The 17,215-nt window shown below is 45.6% G+C and carries 13 protein-coding genes; 7 read left to right on the forward strand and 6 right to left on the reverse strand.

Annotated features, from left to right (window positions below; translation table 11 throughout):
• Positions 1–169: 169 nt before the first annotated feature.
• From FKN88_RS14425 to FKN88_RS14435, 3 genes are all read left to right on the forward strand, one after another.
• Positions 170–2,215, forward strand: a complete 2,046-nt coding sequence (locus FKN88_RS14425; protein WP_373567186.1) for a TonB-dependent receptor — start codon at positions 170–172, stop codon at positions 2,213–2,215.
• Between the two features lie 177 nt (positions 2,216–2,392).
• Positions 2,393–2,695, forward strand: coding sequence for a PTS fructose transporter subunit IIB (locus tag FKN88_RS14430; RefSeq protein ID WP_158144365.1), 303 nt, complete (start codon positions 2,393–2,395; stop codon positions 2,693–2,695).
• Positions 2,680–3,471 (forward strand): PTS sugar transporter subunit IIA, encoded by a 792-nt coding sequence (locus FKN88_RS14435; RefSeq protein WP_306687618.1) that lies wholly within the window; start codon positions 2,680–2,682, stop codon positions 3,469–3,471. The genes FKN88_RS14430 and FKN88_RS14435 overlap by 16 nt, the downstream gene beginning before the upstream one ends.
• On the opposite strand, the gene FKN88_RS14440 is transcribed toward FKN88_RS14435, so the two are convergent.
• Entirely contained in the window at positions 3,465–4,313 is an 849-nt protein-coding gene (locus FKN88_RS14440) for a helix-turn-helix transcriptional regulator (protein WP_158137700.1), read from the reverse strand. The two genes, FKN88_RS14435 and FKN88_RS14440, sit on opposite strands and share 7 nt — an antisense overlap.
• Positions 4,314–4,599: 286 nt before the next feature.
• On the opposite strand from FKN88_RS14440, the gene FKN88_RS14445 reads away from it, so the two are divergent.
• Positions 4,600–6,501 carry a fructose-specific PTS transporter subunit EIIC gene (locus FKN88_RS14445; protein ID WP_170906404.1) on the forward strand — a complete coding sequence of 634 codons (1,902 nt, stop codon included), beginning with the start codon at positions 4,600–4,602 and terminating at the stop codon, positions 6,499–6,501.
• Positions 6,502–6,751: 250 nt separating this feature from the next.
• Positions 6,752–7,951 (forward strand): mannose-6-phosphate isomerase, class I, encoded by a 1,200-nt coding sequence (gene manA / locus FKN88_RS14450; protein ID WP_306687617.1) that lies wholly within the window; start codon positions 6,752–6,754, stop codon positions 7,949–7,951.
• 113 nt (positions 7,952–8,064) lie between these two features.
• On the opposite strand, the gene FKN88_RS14455 is transcribed toward manA, so the two are convergent.
• The 5 genes from FKN88_RS14455 to zntR form a co-directional block, all read right to left on the reverse strand.
• Positions 8,065–10,200, reverse strand: a complete 2,136-nt coding sequence (locus FKN88_RS14455; protein WP_306687616.1) for a lysine decarboxylase CadA — start codon at positions 10,198–10,200, stop codon at positions 8,065–8,067.
• Between the two features lie 118 nt (positions 10,201–10,318).
• Positions 10,319–11,659: a cadaverine/lysine antiporter gene (gene cadB / locus FKN88_RS14460; protein ID WP_306687615.1), complete on the reverse strand. Its 1,341-nt coding sequence runs from the start codon at positions 11,657–11,659 to the stop codon at positions 10,319–10,321.
• A gap of 502 nt (positions 11,660–12,161) precedes the next feature.
• Positions 12,162–13,046: a pyridoxal kinase PdxY gene (gene pdxY, locus FKN88_RS14465; protein ID WP_306687627.1), complete on the reverse strand. Its 885-nt coding sequence runs from the start codon at positions 13,044–13,046 to the stop codon at positions 12,162–12,164.
• A gap of 120 nt (positions 13,047–13,166) precedes the next feature.
• Positions 13,167–14,735, reverse strand: a complete 1,569-nt coding sequence (gene cadC, locus FKN88_RS14470) for a lysine decarboxylation/transport transcriptional activator CadC (protein ID WP_158137696.1) — start codon at positions 14,733–14,735, stop codon at positions 13,167–13,169.
• Positions 14,736–14,942: 207 nt separating this feature from the next.
• Positions 14,943–15,341, reverse strand: coding sequence for a Zn(2+)-responsive transcriptional regulator (gene zntR / locus FKN88_RS14475; RefSeq protein ID WP_004397353.1), 399 nt, complete (start codon positions 15,339–15,341; stop codon positions 14,943–14,945).
• Between the two features lie 21 nt (positions 15,342–15,362).
• On the opposite strand from zntR, the gene FKN88_RS17530 reads away from it, so the two are divergent.
• Positions 15,363–15,659 (forward strand): hypothetical protein, encoded by a 297-nt coding sequence (locus tag FKN88_RS17530; RefSeq protein ID WP_233268193.1) that lies wholly within the window; start codon positions 15,363–15,365, stop codon positions 15,657–15,659.
• A complete protein-coding gene (gene purH, locus FKN88_RS14485) occupies positions 15,613–17,205 on the forward strand; it encodes a bifunctional phosphoribosylaminoimidazolecarboxamide formyltransferase/IMP cyclohydrolase (RefSeq protein WP_306687614.1) in 1,593 nt (530 codons plus the stop codon). The genes FKN88_RS17530 and purH overlap by 47 nt, the downstream gene beginning before the upstream one ends.
• The last annotated feature ends 10 nt before the right edge of the window (positions 17,206–17,215 follow it).

Raw genomic sequence — 17,215 nt, forward strand, 5'->3', positions numbered from 1 at the left:
GAAATGTAAATAATAACAATTATTATTCACAACCTTATTATTAACCCGTTGATCATTACTCTTACACTACGTCGATAACTCATGACGTTAATACTTAGGCGAGTCAATAATCCTCACTCGTCGTCGATGACGTGGGTAAGAGATAAACAACTTTTTAGTCAGTACTTATATGCACTTTATCTCTCATTATCTTCGCCCAAGCTTGCTGTGCCTTGCGATTGTCGCAACCTTCACGCAAGCGGACACTCAACCTGAAACCATAACGATCACCAGTCAAAGTAGTCAACATCCAATCGTATCAACGGCGACGCGTACCGAAACCCCCGCTAAGTTGATACCACAGACCATCAATAGTGTATCTGCCGAGCAACTCACCGCCTTTGCACCAGCCTCGTTAAGTACCGCACTGGTTGGTACTCCTGGTATTGATGCGGTCAACGATACTCGTTTTGATAGCGTAATGATTCGCGGCTTTGGCGCCAGTAACGATTTTTATCTCGATGGTTTTCGTGATGATATGCAATACACCCGAGATTTAGGCAACATTGAAAGTGTGGAAATTCTGAAAGGGCCAGCGGCGGTACTCTATGGTCGAGGCAGTAGTGGCGGTATCATCAATCGGGTCAGTAAAACACCCCACAAAGGCCAAAAGTCCAGTATTCATGCTCGGATCGGTAGCCATGATTATCAACGTTTAGCCGTCGATTTAAACGGTGAGTGGCATGATGATGTACAAGTGCGTTTAAACATGGCGCAAGAGGATAACAACAGCTTTCGTGATGGCGTCAACAGCAAACGCACGCTCTTTGCGCCTTCGTTGGCTTGGACCATTAACGACGATCTTAACTGGTTAATTCAATATGAGCGCAACGCTCATGACCGAACGCCAGATCGCGGCATTCCTAGTGTTAATGGCCGCCCAGCAGAGGTCGCTAACCGTGCCGTATACAGTGATACCTCACGTGACTTTATTAACGACGTTAGTGAAGCGACTCGTTCACGTTTAACCTGGCAGATCAACGATAGTTGGCAACTGCGCCAGCAACTCAGTTACATCAAGCTCGATAGTGAATTTGATAACACCTATGTCGTGCAAGTCAAAGGCGATCAAGTGGTGAGAAACCGCTGGCAACAATTTCTCAAGGCGAACACTTTAACCAACCAACTCGAAATGGAAGGCCAATTTACGACAGGGCCAATCCGTCATCGTCTATTAACAGGTATTGAGCACAGTTGGCAAGAACGCACACCGACACTCTATCGTAATAAGCAATCCATCCCCGCTGGCGATCTCTACCAACCGGATCAATTGCCCACTTACCAAGGAGAGATGGCCTTATCGAGTGATGCTAAGCACAAGGTTCGTACCAGTGGCGTGTATGTGCAAGATCAGCTCAGTATCAACGATTGGCACCTATTAATGGGCCTGCGCTACGATGAGTTTTACGTCAATACACAACGTATTGATACCAACAAACAAGAGACCCAAACCTCTTATACACTCAGCCCTCGCTTAGGTTTGGTGTGGAATCCCGTCACCGATCACGCCCTGTACGTTTCTTACAGTAAAACCTTCTCACCGGTTGGCGGCGGATTGATTGGTATTACTCCGGGTAACCCAGCCAATGAACTCGATCCCGAGAACAGTCGCTTGTATGAAACGGGAGTAAAAAGTGATTGGCTCAATGGCCGAATCGCCACCACGTTATCGGTATATCGTTTAGAAATGTACAATCGGCGCATGAAAGATCCACTCGATCCTGAAGTGACCATCCTCACTGGTTTACAACGCACTGATGGCGTCGAGTTAGACATCAAAGCTTATCTTAACGACCACTGGTCACTGCGCGGCGGGATCGGCTGGCAAGATGCCAAAATCATCAAATCAGAGGCCAATACCCAAGGCAATCGCCCAAGTGCGGTATCCAAACTTAATGGGCAGCTTTTCCTTGCTTACCAACATGGGCAAGGTTGGTTTGGTGAAACCGGCATAACGGCAGTAGGCGATCGTTTTGTCGACACCAATAACACCACCACGTTGCCCGGTTACGCCCGCCTTGACGCGCGCATCGGTTATCAATGGCAAGATTGGAAAACGCAGTTGAGTGTCGAAAACCTATTGGATAAGGACTACTACGTCAGTGCCACCGGAGCCACGCAAATCATGCCCGGCGCACCACGTCAGTTTTACTTAAGTGCTCAATACTCTTTTTAACCATCTGAAATAGCGCACTAACTCTGCCCCTCTTTCCTCGACTGCACGGTTTAGCGTGCAATCGAGGAAACCTGAAAAGTCATTACATCATCATAAAACGGTTATGGATAAAGCTGGGGAAGAGCACTAAAAGTGTTTATGATAAACTCTCCAACCACCACTATTGAGGCAAAGAGAGTGAAGATCATTGCGGTAACGGCGTGCCCGACAGGGATAGCTCACACTTATATGGCGGCTGAAGCACTGCGTAAAGAAGCCACGAAACGTAACATCACCATCAAAATCGAAACCCAAGGCGCAATGGGCATTGAAAATCCGCTCACCCTTCATGACATCATGCATGCCGATCGTCGACTGATCGTCTCTGATATTGAGATCGATGAAAAAGAACGCTTCAAAGGCTGCGAAACCCTGACATTTTCAATTGAAGAAGTGCTGACCAATGTGCAACTTGTTATCGATCGGTGTTTAAAGTCTTAATGATGGTCAGTCGGATTAGTTTTATCCTTGAGGGAAATGGCTTTACAGCTTGGCAGCTCCATCAAATCAAGCAATTAACGAGTTACTTTCGCTCGATGTTTGTTTTATACAATATTACTCGCGATCAACAAGCAACGCTGAGTGATACTCTTCATGTATTAAGTATTGGCAGTTGTCGACATGATGTTTGCCAAATTGCGATTGAAGGGCTAGATGCCGAACTGGCTTGCATGGTGCTCACGGAATATCTACGCCAACATACAACGCTCTTTGCTAGCTCACATACCAAAAACGCATCGGCAGAAGCCATCTTGGCCAACCACTCAACGTTTAGCTTACCCTTTACCATACAATGGCACAGCTTATTAAAGGCTGAATTCGCCAATCAAAAAGACTGCTTACACTATATTGCCCAGCAAGCCAATTCTGCCGATGAGCCAGCGCTAATCCGTCAGCTCCTTGCCAGAGAAGCGATTGCCGCCACAACACTACCTCCGAGTATTGCGCTACCTCATGTTATTAGTGAACACATATCAACACCTTATCTTTGTGTACTCACGTTAGCTCAAGCGATTAATTGGGGGAGCACACAGGCAAAGACCCGATTCATTATTGGTTTAATTTTACCAAAGCGGAATCCCATCAAAAAAGAAGAAATCATGGCCGCCACTCGATTAACACGCTGGCTGATTGAGAGCCACCACCAACAATTGCTTTTTCAGCAACCCAACGAAGCCCATTTAAAAGGTCTTTTGTTACATATCATGGCTCATTGAATACGCGCCCGATATTGAGATGGCGTCATCCCTGTACGCTCTTTAAAGACCCGGAAAAAATAGTTCACATCTTGAAAGCCACACCGAGTGGCCACTTCATGCAGACGAAAATGATATTTTTTAAGCATAAATTTCGCGCGTTCCATGCGTACCCAAGTCAAATAATCAACTAACGTCATATGACCCTGCTGTCGAAAAAGGCGCGATAAATGGTTGGGGGAAATATTAAACCGTTGCGCAATACTATCTCGGGTGATCGTGCGGTGAAAATTCTCCTGGATATAGATGCAGATACCCTGATAAAGATCTTCTCCACGCTTTTTCGGCGCACCTTGTGAAGGCTCAAGAATTCGTAACGTATAGGCAAGCAGAGCACATAACAAATGCTCATCGATCGGCGACTTTTTAGGTTCCCTAGCGATGGCATTTAAGCTTTCTAAAATATTGTCCATCGCATAGCCAGTCCGAGTTTTGATACTGAATTTTTGGACATCGTAAAATCCGCTCTCTCCTTGACGTTTCGCAACAAAACTAAAGCCTAATTGTCGTCGACCAAATAATAGACTTAATACTGAGCACTCTTCTTGCCAATCGGGTTTATTCCAACAGTTGGGCGGAATATAAAGCGCATCCCCTGTAAAAATATCTACAGATTCAATGCCATGCACATCATCTTCGATCAAATTACGATAGCACCCTTTCAGCACGAGCTCTAAGCGAGGGAAATTGACCTGATAGCTAAAAGCAGGCGGCGTGTGATGATCACCAGCAAACCAAATTCTCTGGCCCTGCTCCCTCTCCGCCAAAATGGCTTCAATAATGTGACTGAATACCTGACTCATAGGCTACTCGAATAATGAAACAATAATCCTATTGTTTATTTTATTTAATGCGTTAAATTTCGCAGATACATTAAAAACAAAGAGAAAAACGACATTAAATAACTGTTTTATAAAAAATTAATACCATTAGACAATAAGAATATAACTATCAATAAAAATGGATTTGGATCACAGTTAATCAATGAAGTTACAATAATCCAGTAAATGTATTTTTAGGAGACTATAGCCGATCACTCTCTAGGTGCAAAATGTGACGACTAAAACAACATCTAGGTAAGGGAAAAACATGATCACTGAACTGATTAATCAACAGTTGATTAAGCTCGACCTTTCTGCGACCGATAAAAATGGCGTGCTGGAAGAGCTGGTCGAAATACTGGCGTCACAAGGACGTCTGTCTGATAAACAGCAATTTTTAGCCGATATTCATGCCCGAGAAGCGCTCGGTAATACTGGCTTTGAAGAAGGGGTTGCGATTCCACACGCGAAAAGTGCAGCAGTAATCCACCCAGCACTAGTGATCGGCGTCAGTCGTCAAGGGATCGATTATGGCGCAGAAGATGGCCTGCCCTCACAATTGTTTTTTATGATTGCCTCCCCTGATGGCGGTGACAATCACCATATTGAGGTGCTCGCTGAACTGTCCTCAAAACTGATTGAAGAAGGGTTTATTGAACGCTTTCTCGATGCAAAAACCGAGCAACAAGCTCTTGAACTGCTACTCGCCAAATCTCAACCTACCACCAGCATAACCGCCAATAAAGGCTTTCTGATTGGCGTCACTGGCTGCCCGGCTGGCGTTGCTCATACCTATTTGGCGGCCGAAGCGTTAGAAAAAGGCGCAGCCGAATTAGGCTATACGATTAAAGTTGAAACCAACGGCTCGATAGGGGTTAAAAATAGCCCATCGGCGGAGGAAATCGCTCGCGCGGAGGCGATCATTGTCGCTTGCGATAAGCAGGTCGATCTTTTGCGTTTTGCTGGTAAAAAACTGATTGAAACCGGTGTAAAAGAGCCGATTCGTAATAGCAAAGCCTTGATTGAGCGAGCCTTAGAAGCCCCTCATTATCAAGCGGATACTCGTGGTCATCATTCTCAAGATAATAAGAGTAAAGCATCGCAGGCACGCTCCGACCTGTATCGTTATTTAATGAATGGGGTATCACACATGATCCCCTTTGTCGTCACGGGCGGTCTACTGATCGCATTATCGTTAGCGATTGGTGGCCAACCCACCGAAGCGGGCATGGCGATTCCTGCCGATAGCATGTGGAATAAGGTGCTGGATGTCGGCGTTGTCGCCTTCACCTTAATGATCCCTATTTTAGCAGGTTATATCGCCTATGCGATTGCCGATCGCCCAGCGTTAACGCCCGGTTTAATTGGTGGTTGGATCGCCAATAATGGTTCTTTTTATGGCGCAGAAGCGGGCACTGGCTTTATCGGAGCGATCATTGCGGGCTTATTGGTCGGTTACTTTGTGAAATGGCTCACCAGCATTCACTACCATAAGTTTATTCAACCTTTAGTACCCATCATGATCGCCCCCATCGTCGGCTCCCTATTCATTTCCGGCTTATTTATCTTTATTATTGGCGCTCCTATTGCCAGTTTGATGGACAGCTTAACGGCGCTTTTAACCTCCATGAGTACAGGTAACGTCGTATTATTGGGTATTGTTCTTGGCGGCATGGCAGGTTTTGATATGGGTGGGCCTTTTAATAAAGTGGCTTTCCTCTTCTCCGTGGGAATGATCGCCAGTGGTCAAACGCAATTTATGGGCGCAATGGCTTGTGCGATTCCGGTTGCACCACTGGGTATGGGTCTGGCAACCGTATTAGGACGTAAATTGAATCTGTTTGAAGCGTCTGAAATTGAAGCCGGAAAAGCGGCGGGCGCAATGGGGTTGGTCGGCATCTCTGAAGGGGCAATTCCTTTTGCCGCGCAAGATCCGATGTCGGTGATCCCAGCTAACGTGATCGGCTCGATGGTTGCCGCGGTGATGGCCTTTTCTTTTGGCATCACCAATAGCGTTGCACATGGAGGCCCCGTTGTTGCGCTACTTGGCGCGATGAATAAGCCCCTACTAGCCATTATTTGTATGTTAGCTGGTACACTGGTCACCGCGATTGTCTGCCTTAGCCTGAAAAAAATGCGTCACTCGCAACGCTTAGCGGCCGCGGTTTAGCTTTTTAAAACTGATTCTCACGATGGTTAGGCCTCATTACTGGCATCAATCATCCACTGAATCGAGCAATAACAAAGAATCTCGGCGAGTGAAACCGTTGAACGCTCCACCAGCATAACCAGTAATCAATGATAGAATGTGGTTAAGTTTTCTTAACCACATTCATCACATTTAAACCACCAGCAAAAGCAACACCATCCGTTGTACTTCTGTTTCATCCCAGGAGTTTTTTTTCATAGGATTCAAACCAATGAGTGATATCGAAACTAAGCCTTTCTTTTTAATGAGTAATACCATTCAGCATTATGCTTGGGGTAGTATTGATTCATTCTCACAACTTTTTGATATAGCTAACCCTCAGCAGCAGCCGCAAGCTGAATTATGGATGGGAGCACATCCTAATGGTTGTTCACAAGTAGACTACCAAGGCCAAAAAACACGACTTAGCGACTTGATTGCTAGCGATCCAGCGTATTTTTTATCCGCTAACACCGAGCAAACCTTTGGTGAACTTCCCTATCTGTTTAAAATACTCGCCGCAGAACAAGCACTCTCCATTCAAGTTCACCCGAGTAAATCAGAAGCTGAACAAGGATTTGCTAAAGAAAATGCGGCGCAAATACCACTCACCGCCGCTAACCGTAATTACAAGGATCCCAATCATAAACCTGAATTGGTGTACGCACTGACCGATTATCAAGCGATGAACGGCTTTCGGCCGATAAACGAGATTGTTGAACATTTTCAACGGGTAGCGATTGAGACTTTGCAGCCTTTGCTTGAGCACCTACAACAACAGCAAACGGAAGTCGGATTAAAAAGCTTCTTTACCGAGCTGCTATCGTTTTCAGGTTCGGAAAAACAAGTGGCTATCGAACAACTCATGGCCTATGCGCATCGCCATCAGGAGCAGGCGCTTTTCCAGCTCATTCTCACCTTGGCAGAAACTTATCCTCACGATATTGGTTTATTTGCCCCATTAATACTGAATGTTCTCACCTTGAAACCTGGACAAGCGATGTATCTTGACGCTCGAACCCCTCATGCGTACCTGAAAGGCACGGGATTAGAGATTATGGCTAACTCAGATAATGTATTGCGAGCCGGATTGACCCCTAAACATATCGATATTACAGAGTTAGCGAAATGCACACGATTTGCCGAAAAGCCAGCATCCACATTACTCCTAACCCCGAAAATCACCGATGGTGCCTTACTTTTTCCGGTACCCGTCACCGACTTTAAATTTGCCATTTATCCGCAGCCAAAGCAGTGCCGAGTCAACGTATCAAGTGCGCAGATTCTGCTTGCGATTGACCATGACGCCACCTTAACCGCTGCTGATGGACAAAGTGTCACCATCCATAAAGGAGAATCGGTATTTATCCCTGCTTATACCGAGCACTACCAGTTAAGCTCTTTAGGTCGAGTAGCTAAAGCGTATAATTAAAGCAAAAAAATAACCAAGAGCCTGAAAAGACTCTTGGTTATATAAAAGGCCCTTCCTTAGTGGCTAGCGACCGCATTCACCGTCAATAGCCACCAAGGCATAAAGCTAGCTCACTAGGCTTTTAATACTTTCACCGTGTAAGTACCATCTTTTTGACGATACAGACCATGAATATCGGTATCAAACCCGGGATAATGGGCACCAATTTCACAGAGCATTTCCAAAAACTCTAAAACTGGACGAGAGTCTTCTGTCACCATCTCACCAGGCAGTACCAAAGGCACACCAGGAGGATAAGGTAGGATCATATTGGCACTAATCCGACCGACCATCTCATTGAGCAAAATCTCTTCCGTTTGACCACGTAACTCTTGTTGCCATGCCACGTGAGGCGTCAATTTCATTTCTGGTAAAACATCAAACGCCTTGTACATCAATTCTGGTAGTGAGTATTTATTGATCAAATGATGAATGCCTTGAGCCAATTCTTGGATACGCATTCCTTCATAAAAACTCGGGTCCTCTTGATACAATGCCGGTAAAATCGAGCGAATGGTTAAATTCAAATCATAACCACGTTTAAACTCAGTTAACGCACGTAACAGTTGCATCGCCTTGGATTTATCGATACCAATAGAAAATAAGAAGAGCAGGTTATACGGGCCCGTTTTCTCAACCACGATGCCGCGTTCATCAAGAAACTTAGCCACTAAAGAGGCAGGAATACCTGAGGCCTCAAGCTCACCTTGTTGATTCATTCCCGGGGTTAGCAACGTAATTTTAATTGGGTCAAGGTACATATGATCATCATCAATGCCCTTAAAACCATGCCAGTTATCGTTAGGGTCTAGCTTCCAACATTCTGTCGTATCAATATTCTCTGGCTGCCATACATCGAAGAACCAACTGTCACTTTCGCCTTTTAACCGTTTGATCTCTTTACGAAAACGCACTGCTCGATCAATAGAGTCTTGCATCAACTTGCGCCCCGTATTGCCGCGCATCATCGCCGCCGCCGTTTCGGTTGACGCCACAATCCCGTATTGAGGTGAGGTCGAGGTGTGCATCATAAAGGCTTCATTAAACGACTCTTTATCAAACTCGCCTTTGATGTGAATCATCGAAGCCTGTGAGAATGCGGCCAGCAGCTTATGGGTTGATTGTGTTTCATAGAACACTTTACCCGGCATCGCTTGCCCACTCATACCACACTTGCCGTCATAAATAGGGTTAAAGTTAGTGTAAGGCACCCAAGCACTGTCGAAATGAATGTGTTTACAATCTAACGACTCTTTGATGAATTGCGTGTTATAGAGTAAGCCATCATAAGTGGAGTTGGTAATAACAGCATAGCTTGGCGCGCTTGCACCCGGAGTTTTCGCCACTTTTTCTGCGATCACTTCGCGGCTAAATTCGCGTTGTGGAATACCACCTAAAATACCGTAAGCATTACGCGTCGGACGGAAATAAATCGGCGTGACATCGGTCATCATCATCAAATGGGTCAGAGATTTATGACAGTTACGATCCACCAACACCGTACTTCCTGCTGGTGCAGAATACATACCTACGATTTTGTTCGATGTCGACGTTCCATTCGTTACTATGTATGAACTATCCGCATTAAAGGTACGAGCGATATACTCTTCAGCTTCTTTATGTGGGCCAGAGTGATCTAATAGCGAGCCGAGTTCAGGCATCGAAATAGAGACATCCGCCTTAAAGGTATTCGGGCCATAAAAATCATAGAAAATGCTGCCCGCAGGGCTTTTTTGAAATGCCGTTCCGCCCATATGCCCCGGAGTACAGAAGGTATATTTCCCTTCTTCGACATATTTAAACAGCGCTTTGGTAAACGGAGGCATAATCGCATCTTTGTATTCTTGCGTCGCCTGATTAATTTTGATCGCGATATCATCGGCCATGCCTAATGCGTACTCAAAAAAGCTGACATTCAAACGCAAATCCGTCAGTGAAATATCCAAGGTGGATTGTTCGTTAGCAAAAGCGTGCACAGGCAGTTTTTCATTGACGTCGCTGATCCGCTCACAAAGCTCTAGAGAGTATTTATCCCAGTCAAATAGCACCCCACAAATTCGAGGATTCATCTCAATCAATTTGATCAGATCTTTATCATCAACCGGATAAACCACGTCATAACCAGCCTTTTCTAAAGCCGCATGCAGCTGACGAACTGGCTCTTCTTTAAAGAACACACCCATGTGGTTCAAAATAGCAAAAATATTCATTTGGACATCTCCAAGACGAAGAAAGGCGCTCCCTATCCGTTGTGATAGTGAGGAGAAGAAGCACCAAGGGGTAAATGAACGCTAGCTGTGGATGTTAACCATGACCTAGCGTGAGAAATTAAGCCGCTGACACGGGCTGATCGTTTTTATGTAATTCCATATACTGAGCCAGCCCTGCTTTTTTGCTGTAGAACATCAAAATGACCAGTGACATGATGAACGTGGCCGTTAGGGTCGTTCCTTCCGCTCCGGCTAACGCCACCATACAAAATGCGCAAGCCACACCGGAGAACAACATCACAAAGCCATTGCGAGTCGTCATACCTTCAAAACGAATCAAGTTAATGCTGGAATAGAAATACGGCAGCATGGTGAGTAACACCGCATCGGTTGTGAGTTGACTAAAGATATCGGCAGCGTGAGCCGTTTGAGAACTAAAGGTCATTAATACACACATCAGAGCCGTCATCTTAATTGATGCGAGAATTAAGCCTTTCTTCGGCACACCATTGTTATCAGTATCACCGTAAATTTTCGGGAAGTTGCCATCACTCGCGGCGCGTTTTCCCGCTTCGCCAACCAACATCATCCAAGAGCCTAATGACGTAAAGCACGCTAATGCGGTAAACGCAGAAACAAATGGCGCAGACCAACTGCCGAAGAGTGCTGTCGTGGCAAGCGCAAAAGGAGCACCGGATGCAGCCACTTCAGCAGCGGGGAACATACCACTGATCATTTGTGTAGAGAGAATATAAATAACCCCTGCTAACGCCGTACCCAACATGGTCGCTAATGGCACAGTGCGTTTAGGATTATGGACCATACCCGATGACACCGCGGCCGATTCGACACCGACAAAAGACCACAAACAAATCAGCACCGCACTAATAATGGCATGGTTATCGCTGCCAGCAGAGACGTTCCAGTTCTGTTGATAGGTCGCCATATCAAAGTGAGTCCAGCCTAGTAAAGCGGTGCCTAATACCGGAATAAGAATTAATGCCAAACCAAAGGTACATAAACGGCTAACCCAGCTCCCGCCTAATAGATTCACTAAGGTAAATAACCATACTGCAGCAATGGTCGCTAGACCGGCAGGAACAGGGTTGTTCAAAACGGGGAAGAAAACGGAAAGATAAGAGACCCCAGTGATGGCAATCGCTAAATTACCAATCCAGTTTGCATGGTAATAAAGCACCCCAGCTTGAAAACCAAACACCGGTGAGACTTCACCTGCATAGGCAATCGGACCACCTTGTTGTGGGTTTTTGGTCGCTAAGCGAGCAAACACAAACGCCAAACTCAGCGCACCAATAATACAAATGATCCAACTGAATAAAGAAATAGAGCCAACCGTAGCAAGACTTGAGGGTAACAAGGCAATACCACTGCCCATCATGTTACCCGCTACTACCCCGGTACAGGCGATGACGCCAATTTTTTTGGTATTCGATGACATAACGTCTCCCGATATTTTCTACGAGCGATGAGCTCAAACCATAATGAGCAAGAGTCGTGATTGGCGAATAAGCCACTGCAACGCCTTACTGAATTTGGCTGCAGCTTACGCCGAAAAGTCGCAGAAAAAATAAGGATATCGTTATCAATAAAACAATGACTGAATCCGTATGTTTTTAGATAAAGACAAGAAAAATAAAAATAAAAATCTATATTTTTCAAATAGATAATCACAATAACAACCAAGCCTCACAAAAGGTAAAAAGATAAAGATCAGGATAAAGGTCTTGCGCTACTGAGATAAGTTGACGTGATCAAGCGATTGAAAGGACAAAAAGGAAAATCATGTTCACCAAAACAAAACCGAACCGCGTTTTTCTGATGAGCATGATTTAGCGAAGAGAGATTAAGAGATAAGAGATAAAAGATAAAAGATAAAAGATAAGAACAAAGTAGAGAAAGGACAGCCGACGCCATCCCTAGGGTCTGTTGACCTTTCGCGATTAAATCGACGGTTTATCTGCGTTCGCCAATAATGGCCTCGCCGTAAAATCAACCGCCGAAAGCTCGGCAAATGCCTCTTGAGCCGGAATAATTTGCAGCTCCCATTCTCCACACTGCGCAGTGGCTTTTAAAACACGATAAACCGCATGATTACACAGCTCGAATGATTTCACAGGATCATGATTATTCAGATAATGCCCAGTAAACAGCGATGTGATTAAATCACCTACACCAACGGGTTGACGGGCAAAGTCCAGTAACGGCCGAGTAACAATAAACAATCCATCCGCACAGCCCATCAACATCGTAAATTCATCTTCTGATGCACTATGCAGATGTTTGACTAAGACAATTTTCGGGCCCATGGTCAAGGCGCGTTGACACGCCTTGATCGCCGACGACAAATCGGTAATTTCGAGCCCAGTAAAATGGGTTAACTCAAACTGGTTAGGTACAATAATATCCGCTTGTTTCATGATCCGCTCACAGAGCGCTTCCGTTACCTCAGGACTGACCACACAGCCCTTCATCGGATCACCCATGACGGGATCGCAGATATACAAAGCGTGAGGATTCGCCGCCTTCACGCGCTCAACGGTCTCTAAAATTTCATCAGCCTGCGTGCCGCTTCCCATATAACCAGAAATGATCGCTTTCACGTCGCGGGTCACATCAATACTGATTAATCCATTAATCAGCTCCGTGATGCAGCCCAATGGCATCACCTGGCCTGTCCAGCCCTGCGCGTATTGGGTGTGGTTGGAAAATTGAACCGTATGAATCGGCCAGACGATATGCCCTAAGCGTTGCAAAGGAAACACCGCCGAACTGTTACCGGCGCAGCCATAGACCACATGAGATTGGATAGAAAGAATACCTTGCATCATCGCCTCAAAAAGAGCACATCGCTCCTAATATAAATACATCAACATCACAATATACGTACTGACAACAGTGGCGATAAAGTCATTATTCATTGTGTTACTTAAATCTATGCCTTGTATTTATAGCACCGTCGTCACCGAAGGATGCACCGCACGATAAAGCGCATAATCTATCGATTTAAGGTTGCTATAAAAAGCTAAATTTTCACATAACAGGTACGTTTCGAGCGAAATATCCATATAAAACGCCTCACTGTAAGCTTCACTGGCACGCTCGGTATCGCCTTGTAATTCAGCAAGCTTACCCAATAACACATTACCAAACACCGATTCACGAACACTGAGCGCTTGTTGCAAATACGCATCGGCCCGCAGTGGATTGTCGCGGATAATTTCATGCAATGCTAAAGCTTCAAAAATACGTGGTTGCGACAAAGGGTGGCCCTGATCGACAGCAAGTAGTAACTGTTGGGTTAATTGATTAGCACGGTCAACACTCAGTGATTGTCTAGGGTCGAGGGCCGTTTGTACGTAATAGGCAACCAATAATTCCGCTTGTAAATAGTGATTGATTGGCTCCATTTGCAACGCCTCTTCGAGTAGTCGGATCCCCTCTTTAAAAGACGAAGGTTGAGAAACGTTCAAATAATGATGAGCACGAACAAGCTTCAGTAATGCTTGCTGGTTCTCAGGCATCGCCGCCATCAATAACGATGCTTTATTCTCTGCATCGGGTACGGCCAAAGCCTGCATTAATTCCGATGAGGCTTTCTCAATCACCTGCCTGATTTGCGGTAAGACCAATGGATATTGACGACTAAAAAGCGTAGTCCCTGAAGCATTATTTCGATACTCCACATCCAGATAAGTATGCCCCGCCTGATCCTGAATCTTCACCGTGACGGTCTTACCCGGTAAAACGCCCGCCACAAAACGAGCCTTACTCAGTCGCACTCGATAATGACTCACCTGGGCGATATCAGCCGCGAGTTTTTGGACTAAACCATCCGATAACTCGATATGGTCTTGATCCTGAATCAACGTCTCTTGGAAAGTAAACTCAATTAAGTGAGTATCCATTGCTTGAGTGATGTTGGTTTCGGATTGGTAGTAGGTAAATACCCCAAAAGCGATAATTAAGGCGCTGATCCAAAGTACATCAAAAGCTATTGATTTCCAGCGACGAATCTCAATTTTATCTCGCCGAGTGGCGGGCTTGCGGCTGTTTAATGCTCGAGTTAATGGCCCTGCTGGAAAGATCATATCCGTAGACCCAATATCCAACTCTTGATGCTGATGCGGTTCGACATCACGCTCTGAGTCATCATCTACAAGGGTATGATTGTCGTCAACGCTCGGCTCTGGGGCGATTTCAGTGACGCTGGCAACCAGTTTATAACCACGTTTGGGAACCGTGATCAAATAGTGAATACTTTCTTCTCGACCATCACGTAATAGCTTTCTTAACTCAAAAATAGATTGCGTGACCACCTGATCGGTGACAATCGCACCGCCCCAGACATGCTCTATTAACTGCTCACGACAAAAGACTTCCCCTGGATTTTTTGCAAGAAAATACAGAAGGTTAATTAATCTTGGCTCGACCGAAACTTCCCTATCTTGGCGATACAATTTATTTTCATCAACGTTTAATCTCCAATCGTTGATTTGAAAATGCATTCCAACCATGTGTGTACCATGAAGTATCAGTATCCCCCGTGGCTGTGGCGTTGGCTACGTTCACTCACTTGCCGCTGACCTGCTACATTCAGTCATTGGGGGATAGGCAATGATTAAGTGACATTTATGTCATTTAATCAAGAAGGGCGGGATTATATAAAGATTTAGATCAACCGACTAATTATCCGACAAACTAAAAATGCAAACTAAGGTTGGTTATTCCAACGCCGCTAAAATGGAACAGTGACTGGCATCATCATCGGTGTCACCACAGCAGGCATCATTGATCTTTTTTAATGCGATGCGAATACGCGTTAACTCAGCAATTTTCTCATCAATTAACGTCAGTTTCGCGCTGGTGATCGATTTCACTTCAGCGCAGCTGTGTTCGGTCGCTTCAAGCTTAATTTCCAGTAATTCTTTAATTTCGTCCAAACTCAAGCCCAGTGCTTTGGCTTTTAAAATAAAGCTCACTTGGCGCTGATTCGCCTCACTGTACAAGCGATAACCCGATTCGCTACGCCCCGCAGGCTTGATTAAACCGTTTTTCTCATAAAAACGTAGGGTATCGCTCGATACGCCACAACGCTTAGCTAACTCGCCGATCTGAAACATTGATTTTCCTCCGTAAAGCCAATGGATTTTTTACTTGAAAAAATGACTTTTAACGATTATTTTCCTCATGCCAAACGATTGCGCAAGACCTTTAACCAGAATTTGGCTAGAATATGCGCCATCTTCACACAAGAACAACGCTCATCATCGGCGCATGACATTACCGTGCTTGGGATGAGAAGGCGCTTTGTGGTAAAACATTTTGATTATACCCAAGTCATCCGTGATTGCTTGGGCAAATACACTCCATCAATGAAAGGAAAGTGGAAGCATGAACAACGCTCGCCCTATTCGCCGCGCTCTGATCAGCGTCTCTGATAAAACGGGTATTCTTGAATTCGCTCAAGCACTTGCAGAACGTGACGTAGAACTTCTCTCAACGGGCGGCACCGCTCGCCTTTTAGCCGAGCATGGCCTCACTGTGACAGAAGTGTCTGATTATACTGGCTTTCCAGAAATGATGGATGGACGCGTAAAAACGTTACACCCGAAAGTGCATGGCGGAATCTTAGGCCGTCGTGGTCAAGATGACGCCATCATGGCAGAACATGGCATTCAACCAATCGATATGGTGGTGGTAAACCTGTATCCCTTTGCTGATACCATTGCGAAAGCTGGTTGCACATTAGCCGATGCGGTTGAGAACATCGACATTGGCGGGCCAACCATGGTGCGTTCTGCGGCGAAAAACCATCAAGACGTAACGATCGTGGTCAATGCCCACGACTACTCACGTGTGATTGCAGAAATGGATGCTAACGACAATGCTCTAACTCTAGATACCCGTTTCGATCTCGCCATTGCTGCTTTTGAACATACCGCCGCTTACGATGGCATGATCGCCAACTACTTCGGCACGCGGGTTCCCTCTTATGGCGACAATCAAGAAGGGGATGAGGACTCCAAGTTCCCAAGAACTTTTAATGCGCAGTTCATCAAAAAACAAGACATGCGCTACGGCGAAAACAGCCATCAAGCGGCAGCGTTTTATGTAGAAGCTCACCCACAAGAAGCCTCAGTCGCGACCGCGCGTCAAATTCAAGGCAAAGCATTGTCGTACAACAATATTGCCGATACCGACGCTGCGCTTGAATGTGTGAAAGAGTTCGCTGAACCCGCGTGTGTGATCGTCAAACACGCGAATCCATGCGGCGTCGCCTTAGGCAGCGATATTCTTCAAGCCTACCAGCGCGCTTATCAAACCGATCCAACCTCAGCCTTTGGTGGCATTATTGCTTTTAACCGCGAGCTCGATGCGGACACAGCAACGGCAATTATTGAACGCCAATTTGTCGAAGTGATCATCGCTCCAAGCGTTTCTGAGCAAGCGGCTGAGATTATCGCGGCGAAAAAGAATGTTCGCTTACTGGCGTGCGGTGAATGGTCGAGTAAAACGACTGGTTTCGATCTCAAACGAGTTAACGGTGGCTTGTTGGTACAAGATCGCGACCAAGGTATGGTTACTGTTGATGATCTTAATGTTGTTACCACTCGTCAACCGACGGAAGAAGAGCTTAAAGATGCACTGTTCTGTTGGAAAGTCGCGAAATACGTTAAATCGAACGCGATTGTTTACGCCAAAGGAGATATGACCATCGGTGTCGGCGCAGGACAAATGAGCCGGGTGTATTCGGCTAAAATCGCCGGTATTAAAGCTGCTGACGAAGGTTTGCAAGTCGAAGGCTGCGTAATGGCTTCTGATGCTTTCTTCCCTTTCCGTGACGGAATCGATGCAGCAGCCCAAGCGGGAATCAAGTGTGTCATTCAACCCGGTGGTTCCATGCGCGATGATGAAGTGATTGCTGCCGCCAATGAACACGGAATGGCAATGATCTTTACCGGAATGCGTCATTTCCGTCATTGATTTAGGTTCT

The sequence above is a fragment of the Vibrio sp. 2017_1457_13 genome (assembly GCF_030851525.1).
In the GTDB taxonomy this organism is placed as follows: Bacteria; Pseudomonadota; Gammaproteobacteria; order Enterobacterales; family Vibrionaceae; genus Vibrio; species Vibrio metschnikovii.

Coding starts and splice junctions, on each gene's coding strand:
- FKN88_RS14455 (WP_306687616.1), bottom strand. CDS start 10,200: ATGAATATTTTTGCTATTTTGAACCACATGGGTGTGTTCTTTAAAGAA.
- zntR (WP_004397353.1), bottom strand. CDS start 15,341: ATGTTTCAGATCGGCGAGTTAGCTAAGCGTTGTGGCGTATCGAGCGAT.
- FKN88_RS17530 (WP_233268193.1), top strand. CDS start 15,363: ATGGATTTTTTACTTGAAAAAATGACTTTTAACGATTATTTTCCTCAT.
- purH (WP_306687614.1), top strand. CDS start 15,613: ATGAACAACGCTCGCCCTATTCGCCGCGCTCTGATCAGCGTCTCTGAT.
- FKN88_RS14425 (WP_373567186.1), top strand. CDS start 170: ATGCACTTTATCTCTCATTATCTTCGCCCAAGCTTGCTGTGCCTTGCG.
- pdxY (WP_306687627.1), bottom strand. CDS start 13,046: ATGCAAGGTATTCTTTCTATCCAATCTCATGTGGTCTATGGCTGCGCC.
- FKN88_RS14440 (WP_158137700.1), bottom strand. CDS start 4,313: ATGAGTCAGGTATTCAGTCACATTATTGAAGCCATTTTGGCGGAGAGG.
- cadC (WP_158137696.1), bottom strand. CDS start 14,735: ATGGTTGGAATGCATTTTCAAATCAACGATTGGAGATTAAACGTTGAT.
- manA (WP_306687617.1), top strand. CDS start 6,752: ATGAGTGATATCGAAACTAAGCCTTTCTTTTTAATGAGTAATACCATT.
- cadB (WP_306687615.1), bottom strand. CDS start 11,659: ATGTCATCGAATACCAAAAAAATTGGCGTCATCGCCTGTACCGGGGTA.
- FKN88_RS14445 (WP_170906404.1), top strand. CDS start 4,600: ATGATCACTGAACTGATTAATCAACAGTTGATTAAGCTCGACCTTTCT.